This window comes from Providencia burhodogranariea DSM 19968 (assembly GCF_000314855.2).
Taxonomy (GTDB): domain Bacteria; phylum Pseudomonadota; class Gammaproteobacteria; order Enterobacterales; family Enterobacteriaceae; genus Providencia; species Providencia burhodogranariea.
Genome location: NZ_KB233222.1, coordinates 2,060,833 through 2,085,055, shown reverse-complemented (window position 1 = coordinate 2,085,055; position 24,223 = coordinate 2,060,833). Strand labels below are relative to the sequence as shown.

18 protein-coding genes and 2 pseudogenes are annotated in these 24,223 nt (G+C 35.3%); 14 read left to right on the top strand and 6 right to left on the bottom strand.

Features of this window, described 5'->3' with window-relative positions; all coding sequences use genetic code 11:
* The first annotated feature begins 757 nt into the window (after positions 1-757).
* From OOA_RS08925 to OOA_RS08900, 6 genes are all read left to right on the top strand, one after another.
* The gene (locus OOA_RS08925; protein ID WP_040691247.1) at positions 758-1,921 is read left to right on the top strand and encodes an urea ABC transporter substrate-binding protein; all 1,164 of its coding nucleotides are present in this window, start codon (positions 758-760) and stop codon (positions 1,919-1,921) included.
* 233 nt (positions 1,922-2,154) lie between these two features.
* Positions 2,155-3,024 carry an ABC transporter permease subunit gene (locus OOA_RS08920; protein WP_008911819.1) on the top strand — a complete coding sequence of 290 codons (870 nt, stop codon included), beginning with the start codon at positions 2,155-2,157 and terminating at the stop codon, positions 3,022-3,024.
* 9 nt (positions 3,025-3,033) lie between these two features.
* Entirely contained in the window at positions 3,034-4,116 is a 1,083-nt protein-coding gene (locus OOA_RS08915; protein WP_008911818.1) for an ABC transporter permease subunit, read from the top strand.
* A complete protein-coding gene (locus tag OOA_RS08910; protein ID WP_008911817.1) occupies positions 4,109-4,843 on the top strand; it encodes an ABC transporter ATP-binding protein in 735 nt (244 codons plus the stop codon). The genes OOA_RS08915 and OOA_RS08910 overlap by 8 nt, the downstream gene beginning before the upstream one ends.
* Positions 4,840-5,559 (top strand): ABC transporter ATP-binding protein, encoded by a 720-nt coding sequence (locus tag OOA_RS08905; RefSeq protein ID WP_008911816.1) that lies wholly within the window; start codon positions 4,840-4,842, stop codon positions 5,557-5,559. The genes OOA_RS08910 and OOA_RS08905 overlap by 4 nt, the downstream gene beginning before the upstream one ends.
* A 303-nt stretch (positions 5,560-5,862) precedes the next feature.
* Positions 5,863-7,608, top strand: coding sequence for a nitrilase-related carbon-nitrogen hydrolase (locus OOA_RS08900; RefSeq protein ID WP_008911815.1), 1,746 nt, complete (start codon positions 5,863-5,865; stop codon positions 7,606-7,608).
* A 977-nt stretch (positions 7,609-8,585) separates the two neighbouring features.
* Here the strand turns inward: OOA_RS08900 and OOA_RS20305 are convergent.
* Positions 8,586-9,434: pseudogene (locus OOA_RS20305) on the bottom strand (LysR family transcriptional regulator).
* A 264-nt stretch (positions 9,435-9,698) separates the two neighbouring features.
* Between OOA_RS20305 and hprR the strand changes: the two are divergent.
* Positions 9,699-10,370 (top strand): response regulator transcription factor HprR, encoded by a 672-nt coding sequence (gene hprR, locus OOA_RS08890; protein WP_008911811.1) that lies wholly within the window; start codon positions 9,699-9,701, stop codon positions 10,368-10,370.
* Positions 10,367-11,725: a heavy metal sensor histidine kinase gene (locus OOA_RS08885; protein WP_008911810.1), complete on the top strand. Its 1,359-nt coding sequence runs from the start codon at positions 10,367-10,369 to the stop codon at positions 11,723-11,725. Before hprR ends, OOA_RS08885 begins: the two co-directional genes overlap by 4 nt.
* Positions 11,726-11,848: 123 nt before the next feature.
* Here OOA_RS08885 and OOA_RS08880 read toward each other — a convergent pair whose 3' ends face one another.
* Positions 11,849-12,865, bottom strand: a complete 1,017-nt coding sequence (locus OOA_RS08880) for a zinc-dependent alcohol dehydrogenase family protein (RefSeq protein ID WP_008911809.1) — start codon at positions 12,863-12,865, stop codon at positions 11,849-11,851.
* A gap of 233 nt (positions 12,866-13,098) precedes the next feature.
* On the opposite strand from OOA_RS08880, the gene OOA_RS08875 reads away from it, so the two are divergent.
* From OOA_RS08875 to OOA_RS08865, 3 genes are all read left to right on the top strand, one after another.
* Positions 13,099-13,989, top strand: coding sequence for a LysR family transcriptional regulator (locus OOA_RS08875; protein ID WP_008911808.1), 891 nt, complete (start codon positions 13,099-13,101; stop codon positions 13,987-13,989).
* A 386-nt stretch (positions 13,990-14,375) separates the two neighbouring features.
* The gene (msrP, locus tag OOA_RS08870; RefSeq protein WP_008911807.1) at positions 14,376-15,383 is read left to right on the top strand and encodes a protein-methionine-sulfoxide reductase catalytic subunit MsrP; all 1,008 of its coding nucleotides are present in this window, start codon (positions 14,376-14,378) and stop codon (positions 15,381-15,383) included.
* On the top strand, positions 15,383-15,988 hold the full coding sequence (locus tag OOA_RS08865; RefSeq protein ID WP_008911806.1) for a protein-methionine-sulfoxide reductase heme-binding subunit MsrQ: 606 nt from the start codon (positions 15,383-15,385) through the stop codon (positions 15,986-15,988). The genes msrP and OOA_RS08865 overlap by 1 nt, the downstream gene beginning before the upstream one ends.
* Before the next feature lie 202 nt (positions 15,989-16,190).
* Here the strand turns inward: OOA_RS08865 and OOA_RS08860 are convergent, their stop codons facing one another.
* The 3 genes from OOA_RS08860 to OOA_RS08850 all read right to left on the bottom strand — a co-directional run bounded on the left by OOA_RS08860 (position 16,191) and on the right by OOA_RS08850 (position 20,917).
* Positions 16,191-17,621, bottom strand: a complete 1,431-nt coding sequence (locus OOA_RS08860; protein ID WP_008911805.1) for a YfcC family protein — start codon at positions 17,619-17,621, stop codon at positions 16,191-16,193.
* Positions 17,622-17,644: 23 nt separating this feature from the next.
* Positions 17,645-18,775, bottom strand: a complete 1,131-nt coding sequence (locus OOA_RS08855; protein ID WP_008911804.1) for a M20 family metallopeptidase — start codon at positions 18,773-18,775, stop codon at positions 17,645-17,647.
* 1,224 nt (positions 18,776-19,999) lie between these two features.
* Positions 20,000-20,917: a bestrophin family protein gene (locus tag OOA_RS08850; RefSeq protein ID WP_008911803.1), complete on the bottom strand. Its 918-nt coding sequence runs from the start codon at positions 20,915-20,917 to the stop codon at positions 20,000-20,002.
* Between the two features lie 449 nt (positions 20,918-21,366).
* Between OOA_RS08850 and OOA_RS08845 the strand changes: the two are divergent.
* A pseudogene (locus OOA_RS08845) lies at positions 21,367-21,638 on the top strand (hypothetical protein).
* A 257-nt stretch (positions 21,639-21,895) separates the two neighbouring features.
* Entirely contained in the window at positions 21,896-22,495 is a 600-nt protein-coding gene (locus tag OOA_RS08840; RefSeq protein WP_008911801.1) for a pentapeptide repeat-containing protein, read from the top strand.
* Positions 22,496-22,813: 318 nt separating this feature from the next.
* Here OOA_RS08840 and OOA_RS08835 read toward each other — a convergent pair whose 3' ends face one another.
* Positions 22,814-23,158: a FaeA/PapI family transcriptional regulator gene (locus OOA_RS08835; RefSeq protein WP_008911800.1), complete on the bottom strand. Its 345-nt coding sequence runs from the start codon at positions 23,156-23,158 to the stop codon at positions 22,814-22,816.
* A 493-nt stretch (positions 23,159-23,651) separates the two neighbouring features.
* On the opposite strand from OOA_RS08835, the gene OOA_RS08830 reads away from it, so the two are divergent.
* Positions 23,652-24,203, top strand: a complete 552-nt coding sequence (locus OOA_RS08830; RefSeq protein WP_008911799.1) for a hypothetical protein — start codon at positions 23,652-23,654, stop codon at positions 24,201-24,203.
* The last annotated feature ends 20 nt before the right edge of the window (positions 24,204-24,223 follow it).

The following is a 24,223-nucleotide window of genomic DNA, read 5'->3' as shown; positions in this document are numbered from 1 at the left end:
AATAAATTTCAATGAGTTAAAGTCTTGTTATTTGTTTTTATCTTGATTTTATAATTAAAATTATAAAAAATAATTTGAATATCATCTACATAATAAATAATTCTAGATTATTTATAACCAGCATAGTTGGAAATGCTTCTAGATTTTAAACGAAGATAATGATGCTTCATGTATAGATTGGCTAAAATAGTGAGCATTCCAAATGAATGTAAATAAAACAGCTAGTTGCATCAAGGTAAAATAATTTACAAATCGGAAAGAAAAATATGTTTACATAATGTAAATGAGGTGTTAAATATCTTCATGGCATATTGGTTGTACATAATAATTAAGTCACATGTATAGTTTTAATCAATAACGCTTACTTACTGAATTTTATAATATTAATCATAAACATAATAATTGTATTAATGTTGATTGTTATTGATAAATAATTGAATTTTAATTTCAATTATTTTTTAGTTTTATTCGGAGTAAATAATGCTTTATTGATTTTTTGATAACGACTAAGCATGTTGTTAAAAACAAATAATAATTATTATTCATATCAATAGGCTCGATTTTTTCTGTTTTAGTGGTGGTGGTTAATAATCTGTAATATTAAACCTTACAGCTTTCCAAGTTTTTTTCTCGATTGTTCAGATTCATTGTTAATAACAAATAATAAGGGGTTTTTATGTCTAGAATAAAATATCATTGCACCACGCTATCTCTAACATTGGCAGCAATACTTGTTATGTCCTATTCGCATATGATAGTGGCAGCAGAAAAAACAGTTAAAATTGGTTTATTGGAAGATGTATCAGGTAATTTTGCATTACCTGTAATTTCTAAAATTCACGCAACTGAATTAGCCGTTGAAGAAATTAATTTAAAGGGTGGCATTTTAGGAAAACCTATTGAATTAATAAAATATGATACTCAATCTGATAACACTCGTTTCCAACAAATGGCTCGTAGATTAATTAAAAATGATAAAGTAGATGTCATTTTTGGTGCCTTTTCTAGTGCTTCTCGCGAAGCTATTCGACCTATTATGGATCGTGAAAAACAACTGTATTGGTATAATAATCAGTATGAGGGCGGTGTCTGTGATACCAATGTCTTTGTGACAGGTGCTGTACCTGAACAGCAATTTTCTACACTTCTTCCTTGGATGATGGAAAAGTATGGTAAGAAAGTGTACACGATAGCCGCTGATTATAATTTTGGCCAAATATCCGCAGAATGGGTTCGTAAAATTGTCAAAGAAAATGGTGGTGAGATGGTTGGGGAAGAGTTTCTTCCGCTGACTGTTTCTCAATTTAGCCAAACTATTCAAAATATTCAAAAAGCAAAGCCTGATTTTATTGTCACTTTATTAGTAGGCACAACGCATTCATCTTATTATGAACAACAAGCTGCTGCTAAATTGAATTTACCAATGGCGACTTCAAATACCGTGAGCCAAGCTTATGAACATATACGTTTTAAACCACCTGCTTTAAAAGATATGTATATTACCGCGAACTATATTGAAGAAGTTGATAGCGAAGCTAGTAACACATTTAAAAAGAATTTCCGAGTCAAATTCCCTGATGAACCTTATATTAACCAAGAAGCAGCTAACGCTTATGATGCTGTTTATTTATATAAAAAAGCGGTAGAAAAAGCGGGCTCTACAGATATGGTTAAAGTCAGAAAAGCATTGGAAAGCGGTGATATTTGTACTGATGGCCCTTCTGGGAAAGTTTGTATTGATCCTAAAAGTCATCATTTGACCCACAATATTTATTTAGCGCATGTGAAAGCCGACCATAAAATAGAGATCCTTAAAGTTTGGAATGATATTAAACCTTATTGGCTCGGCGAGGTAGGGTGTAATCTACCGGTTAAACCGGATACAAGCCAATACACACCTTCATCTCCACCTAAATCATAATTTTACTTTGATATCAGGAAAACGCCGTTTCTTCGTTCTTTCCTGTCTATACCCAAAATAATTCAAGATGTCTCTAGGTGACAAGCAAAGTCATTTTATTGCAAGCCCCGAGAAGTATAAATAACAATGTGACTCGGGGTGAGCAACTAACTTAGTTTGTATATACAGCTAACGGCAATTTGAAGTATGACGAGTATAAATGCTTCTATTAGAAAAATATGGGGCGTGAAAATATGTCGACACTTTCTATGATTTATTCGGTTATTTATCAATTTGGCGATAATTTTGCTTATCTGGTGTTGGCATCATTAGGACTAGCAGTGATTTTTGGCATGATGGGAGTGATTAACCTTGCTCATGGCGAGTTCATCATGTGTGGTGCTTACGTCACTATCACAATGAATAAATTAGGTATTTCTTTACCACTTGCGATGATATTAGGCGCATTAGCAGCAGGCTGTGCAGGCGTGATTATTGAGAGGCTGGTAGTGCGCCATCTCTACGATCGGTTATATGACTCAGTGGTGGCAACATGGGCGATTAGCTTGATCGTGCAGCAGGGGATGTTATTGCTTGCGGGTCCTTCCTTAGAAGGGCTTTCAACACCATTCGATTCCTTTACGCTAGGGGAATATTCATTTTCAATTTACCGCGCTTTATTGCCATTATTTGCCATCGCTATTTTAACTATTTTGTATTGGCTATTCTTCCACACTAATTATGGCGTTTGTGCTAGAGCCACGATTCAAAATGCACGGATGGCTTCTTGTTTAGGCTTGAAAACTGATCGTATTTATATGCTAACTTTCGCTTTAGGAGCAGGGCTTGCTGGTTTAGCTGGTGCGATATACGCCCCCACATTAGCGGCAGTCCCAACCATGGGCGGAAATTTCATTGTACAAGCATTCGTCTCTGTTGTTGTTGGTGGCACTAATGTACTCGTTGGTACAATCCCCGCAGCTGCTGTCTTGGGAACAATTCAAACAGGTTTAAATTCTTGGTATGGGCAACTTGCTGGGCAGATTGGGCTTTTAGTCACGGCTGTTTTGGTTATTCGCTTATTGCCAAATGGTGTTAGCAGCTTATTTACACGTAGCCGTTAGGGAGCAAAGATGAATCTTGCCTTTAAGAATTTATCTATAATAAATGTATTAAAACAGGCTTTCGTGATTACCAAAGCATTTGGCATCTTATTATTTATTATCGCTTTATTACTACCAAATATAGTTGATAGTGTATTAATCGGCGATTTTACCTATTTTATGTTATGGACTTTTTGCGCTATTGGGCTGGCAACTATGTGGGGTTATGGCGGCATTCTTTCCTTTGGTCAAACCGCTTTTTTCGGAATAGCGGGATATGCGTATGGAATATTAACTATAAATTATGGGGATAGTATTTTATCCACATGGTCAGGGCTAATATTTGCCTTATTAATGGCAACTATAGCGGCGATGATATTGGGTTATTTTATGTTTTATGGCGGGATCACTGGTGTTTTCATTGGCATAGTGACTCTCTCGACCACTTTAGTGTTAGAGACATTTATGTCACAAACTGCTGGTGCTCAATGGGCGATAGGTAGCGCGCGATTAAATGGCTTCAATGGCATGAGTGGTATGCCACCACTTTCATTACCAGGATGGGACGGGATCCCGTTAAAACTTGAAGGTAATGGATTTTATTATTTGATCTTGGTTTTGCTCGCAGGTGTTTATTTATTCGTGAGCCGATTACTAAATTCCAGTTTCGGTTTAACGTTAGCGTCAATTCGTGACAACCCAAGACGAGCTGAAATGCTGGGAATTGATATACGTCGATATCAATTATTAGTATTTGTATTAGGTGGCATGTTATCGGGTTTATCGGGTGCACTCTATACCATTTGGGGATCTTACATAACCCCGTCATCAATGGGGTTAACCGCAGCTGCTATGCCTGTTATTTGGGTTGCCGCTGCAGGAAGAAAAAACATATTTATGACAGTAGTCATGACCGTTCTATTGGTATGGTTATCCCAATGGCTGGCTGTTTATGGTCAAGAATATGCAATGATTTTACTGGGTATGATTTTATTGTTTGTTATCTTGGCTGCTCCCAATGGCTTATTACCTTGGATATCAGGAAAAGTGACCGAATTATTCTCTAAGAATAATATGGCGAAAAATCACCATAAGGGAAAAAATAATGAGTGAGCTTAATTCTGAAATTTTCCTAGAAACAAATATGCTAAGTAAAAAAATTGGTGGGATTCAAATTATTAACCAAGTTAATATACAAATTCGCCGAGGGGAAATTCATTGTGTTATTGGTCCTAATGGCGCGGGTAAAAGTACTTTTTTTAAATTATTAACCGGGGAATACTCTCGAACTAGTGGTGATATTTATTTTTTAAATCAGTGTATTAATAAATTACCGCCATTTAAGCGTATCAAAATGGGGATGGGAATTAAATTTCAAATACCCGGCATATTTCCAGAATTGACTGTTAATGAACATTTGAAACTTTCTCTGAGCCATTTACGTCCAGAAATTCATAAAACACCGAATGATATCGATATTTTATTACAACGTTTTAATTTAACAGATGAATACAAACAGTTTGCGGGCAATTTATCGCATGGAAAAAAACAGTGGCTAGAAATCGCCATGGCAGTCTCACTACAACCAAAAATATTAATGTTAGATGAGCCAGTGGCGGGTCTATCAATTGATGAAACATATGTAACTGGGGAGTTAATCAAGCAAATGCAAAGTGAAGGGTTAACGCTGATAGTTATAGAGCATGATATGACATTTGTACGTCAAATTGCTTCCCAAGTTACCGTATTACATGGCGGTCAAGTATTTGCAGATGGCAATACGGATCAAGTGCTAGCGCGTGAAGATGTAGCACGCATTTATTTGGGAAATACGATATGAATAATGTGATGCTAAAAGTTCAACTTCTGAAGAGTGGTTATAATGGTGGTCAGGTCTTAAATGGTATTACATTTGAGCTACAATTAGGGGAAATTCTGGGTATTATTGGGCGTAATGGCGTAGGGAAAACCACGCTTATGCGTTCATTGATTGGAATAATAAAAGTACAACAGGGGAGTATTGTATTAGCTGATACGAATGTAACTGACCTAACACCACAGCAGCGAGCTCATTTAGGAATAGGTTATGTACCGCAGGGGCGTGAAATTTTTGGTGGATTAACGGTTGCAGAGAATTTGCAAGTTAGTATGCAATTAATACGTAAAAAGCCCCAGTTTGCTTATGAATTACAGGAGCGGGTTCTCAATTATTTTCCAAGTTTGCGTCAACGTTTAAAACAAAAAGCAGGCACAATGAGTGGTGGAGAGCAACAACAATTGGCGATTGCGCGTGCATTGGTCGGGTCACCTAAAGTGTTGTTATTAGACGAGCCTTCCGAAGGCGTTCAACCTTCGATTATTACTACAATAACTGATACATTACAGCGTATTAGCGTTGATCTTCAAGTCGCCATTATTCTTGTTGAGCAAAATATTTCGATGATCCAACGTGCAACTCAAAGATGTTTAGTGATGGATAAAGGAATAATAATTAAAGAGTTAGATAAAATCGAGTTAAATAATAACGCGTTAATTCATCGCTATTTAGCAATATGATTAGCCATACTTATTATGTTCTAATCGATAAGATTGTTGAGTTGTATAAAATTTTCGGCTATATGCAATTTGAACTATTTATAACATACATAAAATTTTAATAACTCATTAAGATGATTATTTCTAAAAATAAGGGTTGATAATGTTTATTGTTATTGAAAATAAAAAGTTAATTTTTTTTAGTTTTATTTTATAAATGAAAATGTCATTTATAAAATCCATCTGTTAATTGAAAATAATTAGAAAATTAAATAATTCATAGAGTTTTAATTCAGTAATTACCGACTACTAATGAGGTTTCTTATGCATACAACTCCTTTTCTCGCCGCTGTAGTTCAATTTGAACCTATGCTAGGTGCTAAGAGTTCTAATATTGATCAGCTTTTAATTTTAGTCGAGGAAGCTGCACAAAAAGGCGCAAAATTAATTACTACACCAGAAATGGCAACGACAGGATATTGTTGGTACGACCGCGAAGAAATAGCTCCAATGGTTGAAACAATCCCGGGTGAAAGCACCGCTCGTTTTTATGAATTAGCACAACGTTACCAGTGCTATATTGTATTAGGAATGCCTGAAGTTGATATAGAAACATCATTATATTACAACAGTGCTGCATTAATTGGTCCTGACGGAATTATTGGTTGCCACCGTAAAAGTCATCCTTTTATTGCTGAACCTAAATGGGCTGCTGCGGGTGAAGATCATAAAGTATTTGATACACCATTAGGTCGCATTGGTTTATTAGTGTGTATGGATATTCAATTTCCAGAAACCGCCACTTTGCTTGCATTAGAAAAAGTGGATGTCATTTGCCATATCAGTAATTGGTTGATGGAGCGAACGCCAGCGCCTTTTTGGATTAATCGAGCGGTAGAGAATAGTTGTTACTTATTGGAAAGTAACCGCTGGGGGCTTGAGCGTGGTGTTAAATTCAGTGGCGGAAGTTGTATTATTGAGCCGGATGGAAATATAGCGGCCGTTATTGATGATGGCGATGGAATTGCTTACGCTGAAATAGATATTAACCGTAGCCGCCAAGGTCAAGTTTTAGGGCAGCCCGTATTTCAACAGCGTCGCCCAGAATGTTATCCTTTATTAATGAGTGATAGTTTTCTGTGGAATCCACAAAAATTCTTCGGCTTGTATGGCAATAAACCACTACCTGACGGTAAAAAAAGTCTGATTAGTGTGGCTCAATTTTCTCCGGCTGATAATGTTGATGCTAACTTAGTCAAGATTATCAATATAACCGAATCCTTGGTTCAAAAATCATCAAGTGAACTGATAGTGTTTCCTGAATTAGCATTAACGGGTGATTACAGCAGAGGTCACAATGCCCAAGACAGGCAAAGTGAAGCTATAATAATATTAACTAAATTAGCGATGAAGTTAAGAGTCTATCTAGTCATTGGGTTATCAGAAAAACAAGATGGTAAGCTTTATAATAGCCAAATGTTATTTGGACCACAGGGTATAGAAGGTAGTTATCATCAAATACATTTAGCCATTGAGCAACAAAGTTGGGCAACAGCAGGGAATGAATGGCAAACATTTGACACACCGGTAGGGCGAATAGGGCTTCTTTTAGGTAATGATGCGTTATTCCCTGAATCTAGTCGTATTTTAGCACTCATGGGGTGCGATATTATTGCATGTTCGGCTGCGCTCAAAAAGGGATTCACTGGTGAACATTTGGGAAGTAATGTTTTACAAAATTATCCAATACCAATGGGAGCAGATCCGATTCATTGGCATTTATTCAGAACCCGTGCTGGGGAAAATAATGTGTACTTCGTTTTTGCCAATACGATTGATAGCGAGAACAAAAATGGAGGTTATAGCGGAATTTTTGGGCCTGAAACGTTTACATTTCCACGCAGTGAACGCATATTATGGCAAGAAGAGGATTATACTAGCCAACAAATTGATACTCATTCATTACCCGAAAGCGCCTATCCAACCAATGTTGTAAGACGGAAAGATATGTTGACTATGCGCCACCCATCCTATTACAAGCCATTAATAAAAAAGCAAATAAGGTCATAAATATTTAGGTTATTGTTGAATTAAATTCGAGCTATAGTATTATTTATCTCGAATATATTTAGATAAAGCTCCATCTCATGGTGGAGTTTTTTATTAATTAAATTAACAATAATATTTTAAATTAGTTCAGGTGAACTAACCAAGAAAACTAACATAGGCATTAAGCATCGTAGTTTTTAATTAAGTTTTTATCAATCCCTTTCAAGGTATCTTTCTGGAAAATTTATTGGTATAGGAACAACCATCTTTCCTGATGCGTTATTAATAATAAAGATTACAAATGTTTTTAGTTCCATAAGTGACAATGAATTAAGTTATTAAAATTATGGTGGGAATGAATAATGGTATATGATAAAAGTTAGGTAAGATTAATTTTACAGGATATTTTACTTTGTGTTTATTTAGAGTTTTTGATAAAGCGTTTAGTTTTAGAAAATATTATATATGTATAAAATGCAAGGGATTGATTGTCTGAATAGTACTATACCCATATCTTACATTTATTAATTACTTCAGCTTTCTGTAAATGTTTACTTTAAAATCATTTGTTTACTTGACTGAAAGGCAATTAGCTGAATTAATGACGCACAAATTCTACATTCACTGGTCAAGAAAAAGCGTTATACAAGGAGCATTAATGAAGTTCGCCATAATTACATTATTTTTGCTTATAGTAATTGTGATTTTATATGAGCTATTAGAAGGAACCTGGGGGGATATCCGTTATTTTTTGTGAAAATATTAACACTGTACTTGATGTTTTATATTGATTTATTTTTTAAATTAATGGAGTTAAATGTATTGTTTTTAACTTTATAGTAATACAACAAAATGTAGTAATTTGAGCATGAATGTTATTTCATCACGACATTATCTAAAAAGGACACCTTTGAAAAAAGATACTGAGTGCTGATCCTTTATCTTTATATTTTCTCCTTTTTTGAGTTTGAATGTTTAAGTTAGCGAAAAATATCATATCAATAAGCCATAGCAATATCATTATTATCTTGATTAATGGGTAAACATTCTCTTACGTATTCCATGAATACTTTTATCGCAGGGCTAATGACTTTACCTGAATGCAGGCACATAAGGCCGTGATCGTCAGTGGATCTTCAGAAAATGGCAATTCTTTTAATTCCCCGGAACGCAATTCTTTGTCTACAGTAAAGTAAGGAAGAAAAGAAACACCTAAATTACTAGTCACGCAACGCTTAATACTTTCAATACTCCAACGTTCAATTGTATTGTCGAGATTGATGTTTCGTGGACGCATTGTTGTTTCAAATATTTGACGGGAAATGCATTGAGGTTCATTAATAATGAAACTAATTGGGAGCTGTTGGTTGTGTAAAGTTAATATTCTCTATTTGAGGAGAAGCTACAAGAACTAATCTTTGTGTACCTAAATTTTCCATTGCTAGTGCATTGTTACGGCTTACATGATAGAAAATGCCTAAATCTGCATCATCTGCAATTAAAGCATCACGAATAACATAGCAGTTCAATGATTGAAGAGATAAACGTAGTTTAGGCGCTCGTTGCTTAAACTTTTTTAAGATGGCTGGCATTTTGTACGAAAGTAAAGTTTCAGCAGTCACTACTCGCAATTCACCATTTGGCTCAGCATCTTGTTGAGCGTCTTGGCGTATACAATCCATCATATGTATCAGTTCATATAAATGGGGTAAAACATTTTTACCTTCTTTGGTTAATGTCATCCGCTGGCCGATCTTTTCAAATCGTTGTAATGACAATTCTTGCTCTAATTGCTGGATATGAAATGTTACCGTGGATTGAGTGCAAAACAGCTTTCGCGATGTTATCGGAAATCGTGCTTGGGCACTTGCAGGGCATTATATTCAAATTATCTTTGCCAAGCACGGTCTAGTGATTAATTATAGCTTAAGTGCTTTACTGATTTACTGTGCTATCCGAATTTTAATGTAGTCCGGATTACTGAAGTAAAGGGATACCAATATGTTTGCTATCCTTATTTTAAGTACCTTAAATTCAATGGGGTAATCGATCATTAATTAAATAATAAGAGAGTAAAAAAACGTCATTAAAGGGATTTCGAGGCAATTAAAATGAAAATACTATTAATTGAAGACCATGAAAAAACAGGTAATTGGGTAAAAAAAGGACTCGAAGAAGCGGGATTTATCGTGGATATCGTGACTGATGGGAGAGATGGTCTCTATTTTTCCCTAGAAAATGATTACCAATTGATAATTCTAGACATCATGCTACCGGGTATGGATGGGTGGAGTGTATTAAAAACGTTGCGTACTTCTAAATCGGTTCCTGTGATTTGTTTAACGGCGCGAGATGCGGTTGATGATCGCGTGAAAGGTCTAGAGTTAGGTGCAAATGATTATTTAGTAAAACCTTTTTCATTTTCAGAATTATTAGCTAGAGTAAAAAATCAATTGAGATCTCACCAAACAGTATCTACTGTGATTGACATTGCAGATCTTAAAATTGATCTTTCACGCCATGATGTAGAGCGAGGCGGTATAAAAATTCCAATGACACGCCAAGAATATTCATTATTAATGTTCTTTGCACTTCATGTGGATGAGGTTCTGCCTAGAACCTTGATTGCCAGTGAGGTATGGGGAATTGATTTTGAAAGTGATACTAATATTGTTGATGTCGCTATTCGTCGATTGAGAAAAAAAGTCGATGATACCTTTGAAGTTAAATTGATAGAAACCGTTCGTGGAATGGGCTATCGACTCAATAGGCCAGCAGTATGAAAGTGAAATCACTCCGATTTAAAATCATCTCTTTATTTATTTTGCTGATGGTAGCCAATGCAGGCTTCGTTACTCTAGCGCTTTACCATTCACTCAAAAATGAACTTGTGTCACGAGATGATGATTTACTGGTTAATCGCGCGGATCAACTGTCAAAATTGATTGTTAGCGGTATTGATATAAAAACGTTGCCTATTTATTTCCAGCGAATGATGGATATGAGGCAAGATATTCTGCAAATCATCGATGCAAATAACAAGGTCATTGTTGATAACAATTCTGATATTTTATTTGCAGGCCATCTTAAGCTCATCAACCTTGACGATTTAAGTTTAAAGTCGATTACTCATTGGGATACGCCCACGGGAACACCTGTTTCCGCTATCAATTTTGATATTCAATCACCGATCGGAAAACTTCAGGTTGTTATTGCCAAGGCATCTGTTGACCGTAATAGTGTGCTTACAGGGTACCTGAAAAAAAGTTTAGCCATTTCTCTTTCCTCAATTTTATTTATGGGGATTTTGAGCCTTTGGTTAATAAGACGTGGATTACATGATATTACTCTTTTGAGCCAAATTACGGCTAATACTGATGTACATGCGCTTAATCAGCAGGTTGATATTACTCAGTTACCTGATGAGTTGAAAAACTTAGGTGATTCATTAAACATAATGAGGTCAAGCCTAAAAAATGACTTTACCAAATTAACGCAGCTGGCAGACGATTTAGCTCATGAGTTAAGAACACCAATTAATGCGATTAAAGTACAAAATGAAATTGTCTTACAGCGTGCGCGTACAGTTTCTGAATATGAGTCGATTATTGTCAGTAATATCGAAGAATTAGATAAATTGGCAAAAATAATACAAAGTGTTTTGTTCATTGCACGAGCCGAAAACAAAAATATTGCGTTAAAAAGAGAGACGTTAGATGTTTCTGATGTGATAGAAGAAGTCTATGAATTATTTGCAATGTATGCAGAAGAGAAGCAAATTGAATTAGTTTGTGAACCATCAACACTGAGTCTTGAAGCAGATCGTTTGCTATTAGTTAGAGCGTTAATGAATTTGGTTTCGAATGCAATTAAATATTCTTATCCCAATACTCAGGTGATAATAAGTACTGCAATCCGCGGTAATAAAATAATTATCACGGTAAGGAATGAAGGTGATGCAATCGCGAAAAATAATGAAGTTTTCACGCGTTTTTGGCGCGGTGATAATGCGCGAAGCTCTGAAGGTAGTGGCTTAGGTTTATCTATCGTTCAAGCAATTATGGAATTGCATGGCGGTGATGTTACCTTTGAGCGCATTGAATCTAAGAATGTCGTCACACTAACATTTCCAAATTAATATGACAAAATTGTCATCATTTTGTCAGTTTTTCACTCAAGTTTTGGGACTGATTCAGGCATTCGAATAAAAATGAGATGGATATTAAATTTTCTCATCTCATTTTAGAACTTGAATACTTACTCAAGAAGAAACACGTAAGACGACTTTACCAAAATGCGATCCGCTTCGTAAATGGGCAATGGCAGAATTAGCGTTCTCAAATGCAAAGCTACTATCAATAATAGGGAATAAATTATGGCTCAACATAAACTCTGATAGGTCGTGCAAATGAGCTGTTGAGCCGACAATAATTCCGTGAATATCAGCATTCAACGGTTGGATTATCGAAAGGTCGGGCTTTGGAGCGAATCCTGTTAATACACCAACCTGAATGAGATGTCCTGTCGGAGCAAGTGATTGCAAAGAGCGCTCATAGGTATCAGGCCCTCCTAACTCAAGTACATGGGTAACTCCTTCTCCTGAAGTGGCATTACGTACAGCATTTTGCCATTCAGGAGTTTTTTGATAGTTAATGAGATCGGATGCACCTAACGCTTTCGCATGCTCTAATTTTTTATCTGACGATGATAGGACGATAACCCGTGCACCCACAGCGACTGCAAACTGTAATGCGAACAGGGCTACTCCTCCAGTACCTTGTACTAACAATGTGTCGTTTGCCTGTAAACCTCCGCGTACGAAGAGACCGTGCCATGCAGTGACTGCTGCACAAGGTAATGTAGCTGCCTGCTCTAGAGATAGGTGTTCTGGAACGGAAACTAGAGCTGAGCTAGGCATGATAATATATTCAGCCAATACACCATCTGTATCTGGGCCACCTAAAGCAGAGTTTAGATATGCACTGCGAAATCTACCCGAAACCCAATCACGAAAATAAGAGATGATTACTCTGTCTCCCATAGCCCATTCTGTCACTCCTGTACCGATAGCATCGACTATACCAGCCCCATCTGACAAAGGTACTCTATCATCTAAGCTCCCATCAATTGCTTGATCCAGCATGATTAAGTCTCGGTAATTTAAACTAGTTGCGGCTACACGGATACGTACTTCATTTTCGCCAGGCTCAGGTATTAAATTTTCTTCTAACTTCAGGCTAATATTACCTGCTATATTTTTGATTTTATATGCTTTCATTAAATTATTTCCATCATATTGAGATTGATATTTAAGTGGACTCTAATAACGGTTTTTTATGCCAACGCATAAGTGTAAATACTTACTTGGGGCTATACTTGCATTCGTCTAATTAACTTAGAATTGGCAAATAAATTATGGTTGATGAGTAAATATTGCTTAAATATATTCAGTATCAAAATTGAGAACAATAGCTATAATTGAATGACATTGACAACATACAGTAGGGAATCATGGATCGACTGACTAGTATGGCAGTATTTATCAAAGCTGCTGAATTAGGTTCTTTCGCTGCAACAGCTAAGGCGCTAGATATTTCGCCTCAGATGGTAGCTAAACATGTCATGTATCTTGAAAATCGCCTCAGAACATCGCTATTGAATCGCACTACACGTCGACAAAAACTGACTGAGATTGGGCGAAATTATTATGAACGATGTAAAATTATTTTATCTGAAGTAGAGCTAGCTGATTCTATGGCTCAAGATATGCGTATGCAACCTAAGGGATTGTTACGTGTTACAGCACCTGTCATCTTTGGTTCATCAAGCCTTGCTCCATTGGTAAGTCGCTATCTTAAGCAATATCCTGAAGTAGAAATTGAATTGATACTTACTGATCGCCGTATTGATCCTCACGAAGAAGGGTTTGAAGTGTTATTTCGTAACGGAGAGGTTAAGAATAGCAATTTAATTGCCGTGCCTTTGAAACCAGCTCGAATTATTGCATGTGCGTCTCCTACCTATTTGAATATCCACGGCGTACCGAAAATCCCATCACACTTGGCAGTGCATGAGTGTCTTATTTATTTGTACTCAGTGGCATCAAGATTTAATAATTGGCAGTTTACCCTTGATGGAAAAACGGAAAAAGTCACTGTAAAAGGAAGATTACGTAGCAATAACTGGTTCCCTTTGCTTGATGCAGCTTTAGAAGGACATGGTATTATTTTGGGGCCTGAGCATCTACTCTCAGATATCATAAAAACAGGCAATTTAGTTCAAGTACTATCTAATTATCAAGGGCAAACTCGTCAGATGAATTTACTCTATCCATCAGGATTAACACCAACATCTAAAGTACAAAGTTTTGTAAAATTTGTTAGCATGGAACTTGGTTATTGATTCTATATACTTTAATAATCTAAAGGTGTTACAGGTCTATTCAGTTTATTATTCATAAGTATTTAAACAACTCCAGATTTTAATTGATAATATAAGAACTTTTTATTAATTTTCTCGCCCGATGAAGACTTCTTGGGGGGAATCATGTAGGTCAACTAACAAAATTTATTGTTGATCATCTATATTAAATTGCTTATTTACTCTGATTGTATAATTGTTGATGACAAAATTGTCATCATTTTGTCAGCTTCCTTCGACTATTTTTTAGTATAACTATCTCATCATTTAAGAGCGCTTGTCTCGCTATCTGCACATAAGCACTCTATATCTTTTGTTGATTATCGATAGCTATATCATTGGTAATGATTATATTTGAGGTGAGTGCGATGAAAAAACCAGAAAAAATGAAATCATCCGATATTACGCCAGAATCTGTTTTTATGATGAAGCGTAGGAATCTACTTAAATTATTAGGAGTAGGGGCTACCGGATTGGTGGTAAGTTCCGCGGTCAAAGCTGATATATTTTCATGGTTTTCTGATGATAAGCCCGCGGCACCTAAAATTATGCTAAAAGAATTGAAGTTTATTAAACCAAAAGCTTATCAGGCGGATCTTGCACTAACACCAGAGAATAAAGTTACAGGATATAATAATTTTTATGAGTTCGGCTTAAGCAAGTCAGACCCTGCTGAAAATGCTCATACGATGAAAACGGATGAATGGACAGTTTCCATCGAAGGTGAAGTTAATCGACCAATGACATTAAATCTTGACGATATTCGCAACAAATTTTCATTAGAAGAGCGTATCTATCGTATGCGCTGTGTTGAAGCTTGGTCGATGGTGATCCCTTGGATTGGTTTTCCTCTCGCGAGTTTACTTTCTTTAGTGGAACCAAATAGTCGAGCTAAGTATGTTGCATTTGAAACTCTCTATTCTCCGAAGGAAATGCCAGGGCAAGAAAGTCGATTTATTGGTGGAGGTCTGCAATATCCGTATGTTGAAGGATTGCGTTTAGATGAAGCTATGAATCCACTTGCTTTTATGGCAACTGGCGTTTATGGAAAAGAGTTGCCAAACCAAAATGGTGCGCCGATCCGTCTTGTCGTACCCTGGAAATATGGTTTTAAAGGAATTAAATCAATTGTAAAAATCCGCTTAACAGAATCAATACCGCCAACGACATGGAATCTGTCTGCACCGAATGAATATGGCTTCTATGCTAACGTTAATCCAAATGTGGATCATCCTCGTTGGTCACAAGCAACAGAACGGTTTATTGGTTCAGGAGGTTTAGGACAAGTAACAAGACAGCCAACTTTACCGTTTAATGGTTATAGTGAACAAGTGGCGAGCTTATACGATGGCATGGATCTACGGAGATATTTTTAATGATGAAACCGCCTAATAAACCAATCTGGTTGATAAAAGGCATTTTTCATCTAATCGCATTAGTGCCATTAGTATGGTTAATTTATGCCCTTTTTTTTCAAGAATTAAGTGCTGATCCCGCAAAAGATATTCAGCATTTTACGGGACTAACTGCACTTCGTTTATTGGTCTTGACCGTTGCTATACCGATGCTCGCGTATTATTTGAAATTGAATGAGTTATTTCAAACTAGGAAACTGCTTGGATTATGGTGTTTTTTCTGGGCGGTATTGCATTTAACCAGTTATTTATTACTCGAAATCGGGTGGGGTAATTTCACACTATTTTTTAATGAAATTTTCTCGCGTGTATATTTGATTATCGGTTTAATTTGTTGGTTAATTTTATTTTTAATGGCGGTCAGCTCTTTCAATTGGATTCGGATTAAACTCGGAACGTGGTGGAAAAGAATACATAACCTACTTTACCCTCTACTGTTAATGGTCATTGTACATTTTATTTTATCGTTAAAAACCACAACGCCGGAACCATTCTTTTATTTGGCGATTGTATTAATAGCTTATTTTTACCGCTATCAGCAGCAACGTAAAATAGTTTCAAGGTAAGAGCTGGCAGGAAATATAAGAAATCACTAAACAGTTAAAACAGTTAAAATAGTTAAAATAGTTGAAGAATGAAGATTGACGTCGCTATTATGTCAGTGGCATCAATCTTACAACATTTAATCATTCGCCCATCAAACCGATGAATTGGTGAGATGAGCGAGATTTTTACCACTTGGTACTAAGTTTCGAGTTAATAAGCCAATTAAATTGGACCTAAATTGGTCATTACTGCATAAACCAATGCAAGAATCGAAATTACAACCCATGCAAAGACTAATGGCCAAATGAACTTAACCCATTTTGTATAAGGTATTTTTGATGTTGCAAGTACTGCCATCAAGATGCCTGATGTTGGGTTAATACAGTTAACAACACCTTCACCGAGTAGAACGGTTTGTACTGTTGTTTGGCGAGTAATTTCTAAAAGGTCACCCATAGGAGTGAAGATAGGAACTAAAACAGCCGCCTCACCTGAACCTGATGAAATAAAGAAATGCATAATTGCCGCAGTACCAAACATAGATAATGTTGATAATGTTTTTGGTAATCCATCCATCATGGAAATGATCGCGTTAACAATGGTATCTAAGATCATCCCGTCAGATAATACGATAGCGATAGCGCGAGCCATACCAACAATGAATGCACCACCAACCATACCGGCACAGCCTTTTAAAAAGCCAGTTGCGATTGAGTTTGCTGACATGCTATTTAAGATACCGACACCCACACCTAAGATGATAAACATCGCCATCATCTCTTTTTCACCCCAGCCAAACTCAACAGCACCGAAGATGAAACCAACTAAACATAGGGCGCTATAAGATAAGGTAATGATATGACGAAGGGATATTTTAGCGGTTTGTTCTTCACTATCATCAACAACGATGTCAGGGCGAACCATACCTTTAGAACGACATTTTTTAGTATAAATGGTTAAAAAGATGATACCAGCCACAACAAAGGCAATGTAGATAACCATACGGTATCCAAGGCCTGATAGCAGTGGAACATCTGCTAAACCTTGAGATAATCCAACAGTCATTGGCGCCATAATTGAAGCATTAAAGCCTGAATAAGCGGCAACATACACTAAGGCTGCACCAAACTTATCATCCATTCCAACTGATTTGGCAACAAGTAGCCCTATAGGAACAAATGCAATGATTGAGTTAACGACGATACCTGTGGTTCCCAAAATAGAGAAAACAACAAAAAATATCGAGATTAATAGAAAATCATTCAGCCTCTTACTTTTCGAGATATTACTGAGGACTTTTTTGATTGCCCCTGTTTCTTCGAGAAGATGTAAAGCGCCACCCGTAAATATGATTAAAAAGATGATTGGTGCAGCTTTAACTAACCCATCAGCGATAGAGGTAAAGATATGGCCTGGTGATACACCATGTTGCTCTGGTAAACGTTCATAACTACCAGGCACGGTATAAGAACTCGAAACTTTACTTTCGACCCCATCTTTAATTACGGTGATAACTTTAGTTTCTGAAGCGTATTGACCCGCAGGTACGATCCATGTCGCTACTGCGGCTAATACTAAAATAAAAAATAATAAAACATAAGGGTTTAACCCCTCGGAGCGTTTTTTATTTTGAGTGGTTGTTGCGGTTGCCATATACCTATCCTGTTGGATTGTTATTATTGAGTAATACGTTTTAAAACATTAAAAAATAACTGTGCACGCTCAGCCAAAGAAGGGATCTCTAAATATTCTTTATCGCTGTGCTGGTGGCCGCCAATAGGACCTAATCCATCAACTGTTGGTGTACCAACGCCTGCGGTAAATGACGCATCAGAACCACCACCAGTAGAAACATCGTCTAGTGTGATATTCAATTGTGTTGCTTCGTCTTTGATGATGCTAATTAACGCAGCACTTTCATTCGTTTTCACCATTGGTGGACGGTTAATGCCACCCGTTAGTAAAAGCTGAATGCCTTCTAACACTGGAGTATTACAGATATCTCTTACTTTTTTATCAATCTCAATGCCTTGTTGGTCTGTGGAAATTCGTACATCAATTTCCGCTCTTGCATTTGGTGCAACAGTGTTGACAGAGGTTCCACCTGAGATTAAGCCAACATTTACAGATAAGCCTTTATCATGTTGAGAAAGAGCATGTAAGCTTTGGATTTTATGAGCTAATTCTTGGATTGCGCTGATCCCTGCTTCTGGAGCAATACCGGAGTGAGAAGCTTTACCTTGAATGGTAAGTACGTAGGTTCCTACGCCGCGACGGGCACTGACAATTGCACCATTAGCGCGAGCGGGTTCCATGACTAATGCATAGCGTTTGCCAAGAGCGCATTTTTCAATGATTTCACGAGAGGAAATAGAACCAATTTCTTCATCACAGTTTAATAAAACTTCAATTTTTTTATAACGAGCATCTTGTGAATCAAAGAGTTGTTTCATTACTTGATACACCATGACATGACTACCTTTCATGTCAATAACACCTGGACCGTAAGCTCTGTCACCTTGGATACTAAAAGGTCGTTCAGCGACAGTTCCTTTCGGGAATACCGTATCTAAATGTAATAAAATTAATATTTCAGCTGTTTCTGAAGGATAATAAATTCGATAGTTATTGCCTAAAGATTCATTAGGCATGACCTCCACTTCAAAGCCCATTTGTTTATAACGATCACACCAAATAGCAGCATGTTGGTCAACGCCAAATTTATCATAAGAGCCTGATTCAATATTAACCACTTCTTCTAAAAGCTTTAGCATATCAGCTTGGTGTACTAAAAAATCATTATTCATATATCGTCCTAACATTGTTGTGATGCTTATTTAAACAGTGATTGTTTATATATTAAGTAGAATTTAAGTATTGGGAGATTTTCTTTTAAATTAAGTGGAATTTATGATTCTTACTTTATTAATGAAGAAAATACACGCAGTTAGATTGTTTGTTAATCAAGTATTGGCTTAAATTTATTCCATATAAAAATAAGGTTACTATTTTCTAAACTTTATTGTTTCGTAGGGTTACAAATAAATTTTTTAAATTTAATACTTAATGATCGTTTTTCTACTTATATGTAGTTGATTATCTTATACAGAATACATTTTTATTAACACTTATGAAAACAAGTGTCTTTCGAATGTATCATAATAAACAATTTTTTTACAAGTTGATTGCTACTAAATATTGAGGTGATTCAAATATATAATTTTCCGTGATTTTTTATTAGTAAAATAAATATGATAGATTTGCTATAAACTTAATAAATTATTTAATTTAAGGGGTGTCAATAAGTATAATAGTAGCGAAAAATATATGTTTATACCGCAGTAGAAATATATTTAATATAATATGTGAAGTATATATGAACTAAAGCTAATTTTTCTATTTATCAATAATAAATATTAACCTTTCAATTAAGTTATTTTGTTTTTTGGTATGGTTAATAATATATGCTCATAGTTCAATAAATAGTTTATTTATAGTTAAATTTAAGATTGGATGGGTTAACTGTTATCTATTGAGTTTTAGTATCAAGGGAAAATATTTTTTTTCTCACTAGTCGATAAATTGAACATTATATGAGCATGATTGTATGTTTTTGAGTGTTTTTTGATCAATCTGTAAACTGGATGCGATGAAAGAATTAAGTAGGCAAATAAGCACTATCAGCTAGAGGGAGATAACATAGAAATAGAATATTTTTGCGAGAGGTAGCTTAACTTTGCTGAGTGTTTTTACTACCTTATTGGTTGAATTTTCAGTAGCACAATGAATGTGAAGCACTCAAGTGATTAAAAAATATGACCATAAGCTTCAACTATAAATAAAGGATGCTTTTTCGGATTTGATTAAACGTGATTTTTCTCTGTGTTGAGTGACTCTTGCCTCGTTCACTAGGCGGCGAGCCACTCACCTTGCTTCTTTTTGTCTTAACTAAAGGCGTGTAATTCGAATAAAAATTGCCCTTCAAAGATAAACAGCCTTAGGGTAATACACATTTAAATTCAATGAGTGAATTATAGTAAGTTAAAATACTTATCGGGTTTAATGGGGCGAGGTAATGGCTTAATATCTAACATTTCTAACGTATTTCTTTCAATAGCTGTACATATTGCATTCAGTGGAAGATCATTTGCAGAGATGCCAAAGGGATCTTCAAGTTCTTCAGCTAGTGCGTCCCAAGCTAAAAATGTGTATGACACAAATACAGAGACAAGAGGGGTCATATAATGGAGGTCACTGACCAAAGCGAAAGGTAACAAGGTACAAAAAAGGTAAACCGTTCTTTGTAGGATTAAGGTATAGGCAAACGGAATTGGAGTATTTGAAATACGCTCACAGCCCCCTAATACATCAGATAATGTATTGAGATCCTTATTAATACCTTGAAATATAACATCGCTTATAAGATGCTTATCACGTAATTCGCCGATTTTTAAGCCAATATGCAATAAAATTCGATTTGTGGGTAATGGGCTTTTTATCACATCCTCTAAAATAGAGAGAGGTAATAATCGATACAGATCAACCGCTGGGTTGGTTTTTCTTAATTCATGTTTTAAACACCAGCCAAAAGTAATCAATAGCTGACCGATTTCTTTTTGATAAATCTTATCATTGGGTAGTAAGGTTTTAATACTTCGCAAGATATTTCGCTGTTGTATTAATAAAGTTCCCCATAAGGTTCTTGCTTCAACTAAACGACTATAGCTTGCGTTATTCCTAAAGCCAAGAAATATGGCAATAGCTATCCCTAACAAGCTAAATGGTGCAATAGTTAAGTGTATCCCTAATTGCTCGTACCACTGATAACTGATTACGGCAATAATGGACATGAAAATATTTAAAGAGAGCCTAAATGTTATTTTTGACAATACGGAGCCATGCCAATCTAACAGTCGTAGGAACCAATGTTGAGCTGGGCGAATAACCATGATTTTAATAGATTAAATTTGTAATAAGGTCAGCAATATAGCACCTTAAAAAAATGTTAGCAATGTTGTGTCCTCGTTAATATTGACTGTTAAATAAATTAACCATTTGATTAATATCATTTATTTAGCAACGCAACGAGGGGCTGTACCTGTCATTTTTTTATTGTTATGTGAATATAAACTAAATTGGCAACTTAGATTACGCCGTTAGTTTAGGTTATTTCAATTTTATTTTTCACCAGTATTTCACGCTATGTTGGCAGGTAATAAGAATATTTCGGCAATGTCTTTTTATGGGCAAAATCACGGAAAAGTATGAGTCAATAGCTTTAGACGCTAATACTATTTGATTATGGGTCTACTGCTAATATGCTGATAATTACTTTAACCCCTTATCCCCATATTTCTATTCTATTATTTTTATTTTACACCTATGAAGGAGCTAAAAAATGATTGTTAGAATATGGCATGATTGTGTACCTTTAAGTCAGCAGGTAGTTTTGCTGCCTATCTCCAATTAACGGGGATCAAACATTCACAAGAAATTAAAGGTAATTTGGGAGCCTTCGTAAAACAAGAAATTCAGGCTGAGTGGGAGCACTTTTTTCTTGCGATGTATTGGACTGATATAGATTCAGTTAAGGTTTTTGCTGGTGGGAACTATCATGTCGCAGTGATTTATCCTGAAGATGATAAATTCTGTTTACTGTCGGACCCTTAAGTTTTCCAGCATGAAGTACAAGCGATACTCCCCTATGATAAAAGCAGCCAGATCGTGGTTTCTGAGAATTCTATATTTAAACTCACATTAAAGAGCATTACTGTAATCTTGAGTCGGTCAGGATTTCAGTAATAGAACTAAAACATATTAATAATATAAAAATAAACACCGTTGTGTTCCTAATGGTTCTTCCTAACCTAAAGGTAAATCTTATGCTATTATCGGAGCCTATAAACTGAGTTTAGGTAGTATGAATAATGGCTAATATACAAGATAACCAAGACTATTATGATGAAAGCTTCAATAAGATAGATATTAGTGGCCAAAATGTTGACAGTGCAGTATTTGAAAAATGTGAATTTATTAATTGTGATTTTTCATCAGTCACATTTTCTCATTGTAAATTTGTCGAGTGTGTATTCGAACAATGTAATTTAAGTTTGATTAAAGTAATTAATACGCGTTTTGCAAATGTTGAGTTTTCTGACTGTAAGCTGGTTGGTATAGATTGGACTGCAGCTTACTGGCCAAAGTTTGATTTTTACTCTGAGTTAATTTTTAAACAAAGTATTCTAGATAATTGTAGCTTTTTTGGCCTAAAGTTACATGAATCTTACTTTGAAGGATGCCGGTTACATGATGTAGACTTTAGATATGTAGAGTTTAACAAGTCTTCATTACTCGATTGTGATTTTTCAAATAGCTTATTTTTGCAGACTAACTTGGAGTTAACTGATTTTACTGAGTCTCATTCATTCAATATTGATATACGGCAAAATACATTATCAAAAGCAATATTTTCAAAATTTGAAGCATTAGAGTTATTAAAAAGCTTAGATATCCAGCTAGTTGATTGAGATAGAGGAGGCAGAGTGTTATTCCATAACTCAGTTACCATATAGAAAAATATTTTTCTGCCTCACTCCTAATACATGACTTGATTCATAAAATGGAAAAAGGCCATATCAATTATATATTTCCAATATGATAGCTTATGCAAGGTTACATGAATAATATACACTATTGGTATACTAATTAAGCGAATCGTTTATACAATAATAATCTAACGATTAATTAACAAAAATAAACGATTTGATTTACTCTAATACGTAAAGTTAAGTTGTAATACTTTCTATTAAAAATAAATGAAGAGTAATTAGCCTATGACCTAATTATCAACTTTCAACTTCTTCTATATTTCCGGTAAGTAGATGATAGTTAGCATTCCAATGTAATGAATTACTAATTGGTTTGGATGACGATTGGACTAGCCCTTTCTCTGACAATTTAATAAGTAAATGACGTGTCTTATAAATACTAAATTGACAATATTCTGCAATATCTCTTGTTCGTGGCCAATTTTTTTCCTCCTGTTTTATATCTACAACACCCTTATTACGATCTATTTTATTAACATTGATTAGAGCTGTAATAGCAGTAAGTATAAAATTCATTTCCTGTATGCTTTTTACATTTTTTGTGCTGATGGGCTTCTGTTTCGCACGTGAGGCTTTCACCATATATCTATCCACCTTAATAACTAATATAGAAGAAAATCACTAGATTACTCATTTTCCGAGTTAATGATTGACTCTAGTTGATTATAGTCAATTAGTCATTTTTAGACAGAAGATTTCATCTTTAATTAAAAGAAAAGGATATTATATCGCGATAAATTATTACGCGATCACTAATATCGCGTAATAAGTATTATACGAATCAGGCGAATTATTATATCGAATTTAACTTTTCACCTGTTTTAATGGTTTATTTTATATGGTTTTTTTGTATTATTATCGACGCATTAGCTGAATTAAGTGTATGAGTTAAAGTTTGATCTTAAAGGTAAAGGTTATAAGTATCCGGTAACTCAAGCAGTAATTACACCCCATGATATGAAATTCAAATAATATCGTTTGGGGTAATTTGAGGTACCTAATACCTTTAAGATTTTAGGTTGTAAATAAAGCATTAAAGATAAGTTTTCATTTAAATAAAAACTGAGGAAAATATATGAAATATAAAAAAAACGTTGTGAATAGTGCTGTTGCAATCGTATTAAGTTTATTTTGTGGTACTACATTTGTTGCAAATGCTGCAACTAATGGTGTAGAAAAGAAAATTACGCTAATTGCGCAAATTAATGACAGTATCTATGTAACTAAACCTGATGGTCATTCTTGGTATACAACAGAAGAATTGGAAGCTAAAGACAAAAAGCAAACTGAATTTACTAAAAGTTTAGATGTGCGAGTATGGACACGAGGCCAAAAGTTTAATGTATCAATGATTCAACCATTAGTTATTTCACGCGATGATGGAGTTTATCAATTACAAGATACTCACGTTTATTGGGGTGATATTAATTGGGGGCAAAAAGAATTGATTTATGGTCAGCCGCCTCAAGAGATTATTCAAACAACACCGACTGATGATGGATACGATGATATTTATAAATTAAATATCGAAGCTAAAGCACCAACAGCGGCAGGAACTGCGCTAGATGGTAGTGTTAATGGTGCATATAGTGGTGAATTAGTTATGCTTTTTGAGCCAGCGGCTTAAATTAAATAATGCAGAATAAT

What these genes read in the sequence shown, in the direction of transcription:
- OOA_RS08920 (WP_008911819.1), top strand. Translation starts at nt 2,155, where the DNA reads ATGTCGACACTTTCTATGATTTATTCGGTTATTTATCAATTTGGCGAT.
- OOA_RS08915 (WP_008911818.1), top strand. Translation starts at nt 3,034, where the DNA reads ATGAATCTTGCCTTTAAGAATTTATCTATAATAAATGTATTAAAACAG.
- OOA_RS08910 (WP_008911817.1), top strand. Translation starts at nt 4,109, where the DNA reads ATGAGTGAGCTTAATTCTGAAATTTTCCTAGAAACAAATATGCTAAGT.
- OOA_RS08905 (WP_008911816.1), top strand. Translation starts at nt 4,840, where the DNA reads ATGAATAATGTGATGCTAAAAGTTCAACTTCTGAAGAGTGGTTATAAT.
- OOA_RS08900 (WP_008911815.1), top strand. Translation starts at nt 5,863, where the DNA reads ATGCATACAACTCCTTTTCTCGCCGCTGTAGTTCAATTTGAACCTATG.
- hprR (WP_008911811.1), top strand. Translation starts at nt 9,699, where the DNA reads ATGAAAATACTATTAATTGAAGACCATGAAAAAACAGGTAATTGGGTA.
- OOA_RS08885 (WP_008911810.1), top strand. Translation starts at nt 10,367, where the DNA reads ATGAAAGTGAAATCACTCCGATTTAAAATCATCTCTTTATTTATTTTG.
- OOA_RS08880 (WP_008911809.1), bottom strand. Translation starts at nt 12,865, where the DNA reads ATGAAAGCATATAAAATCAAAAATATAGCAGGTAATATTAGCCTGAAG.
- OOA_RS08875 (WP_008911808.1), top strand. Translation starts at nt 13,099, where the DNA reads ATGGATCGACTGACTAGTATGGCAGTATTTATCAAAGCTGCTGAATTA.
- msrP (WP_008911807.1), top strand. Translation starts at nt 14,376, where the DNA reads ATGAAAAAACCAGAAAAAATGAAATCATCCGATATTACGCCAGAATCT.
- OOA_RS08865 (WP_008911806.1), top strand. Translation starts at nt 15,383, where the DNA reads ATGATGAAACCGCCTAATAAACCAATCTGGTTGATAAAAGGCATTTTT.
- OOA_RS08860 (WP_008911805.1), bottom strand. Translation starts at nt 17,621, where the DNA reads ATGGCAACCGCAACAACCACTCAAAATAAAAAACGCTCCGAGGGGTTA.
- OOA_RS08855 (WP_008911804.1), bottom strand. Translation starts at nt 18,775, where the DNA reads ATGAATAATGATTTTTTAGTACACCAAGCTGATATGCTAAAGCTTTTA.
- OOA_RS08850 (WP_008911803.1), bottom strand. Translation starts at nt 20,917, where the DNA reads ATGGTTATTCGCCCAGCTCAACATTGGTTCCTACGACTGTTAGATTGG.
- OOA_RS08840 (WP_008911801.1), top strand. Translation starts at nt 21,896, where the DNA reads ATGGCTAATATACAAGATAACCAAGACTATTATGATGAAAGCTTCAAT.
- OOA_RS08835 (WP_008911800.1), bottom strand. Translation starts at nt 23,158, where the DNA reads ATGGTGAAAGCCTCACGTGCGAAACAGAAGCCCATCAGCACAAAAAAT.
- OOA_RS08830 (WP_008911799.1), top strand. Translation starts at nt 23,652, where the DNA reads ATGAAATATAAAAAAAACGTTGTGAATAGTGCTGTTGCAATCGTATTA.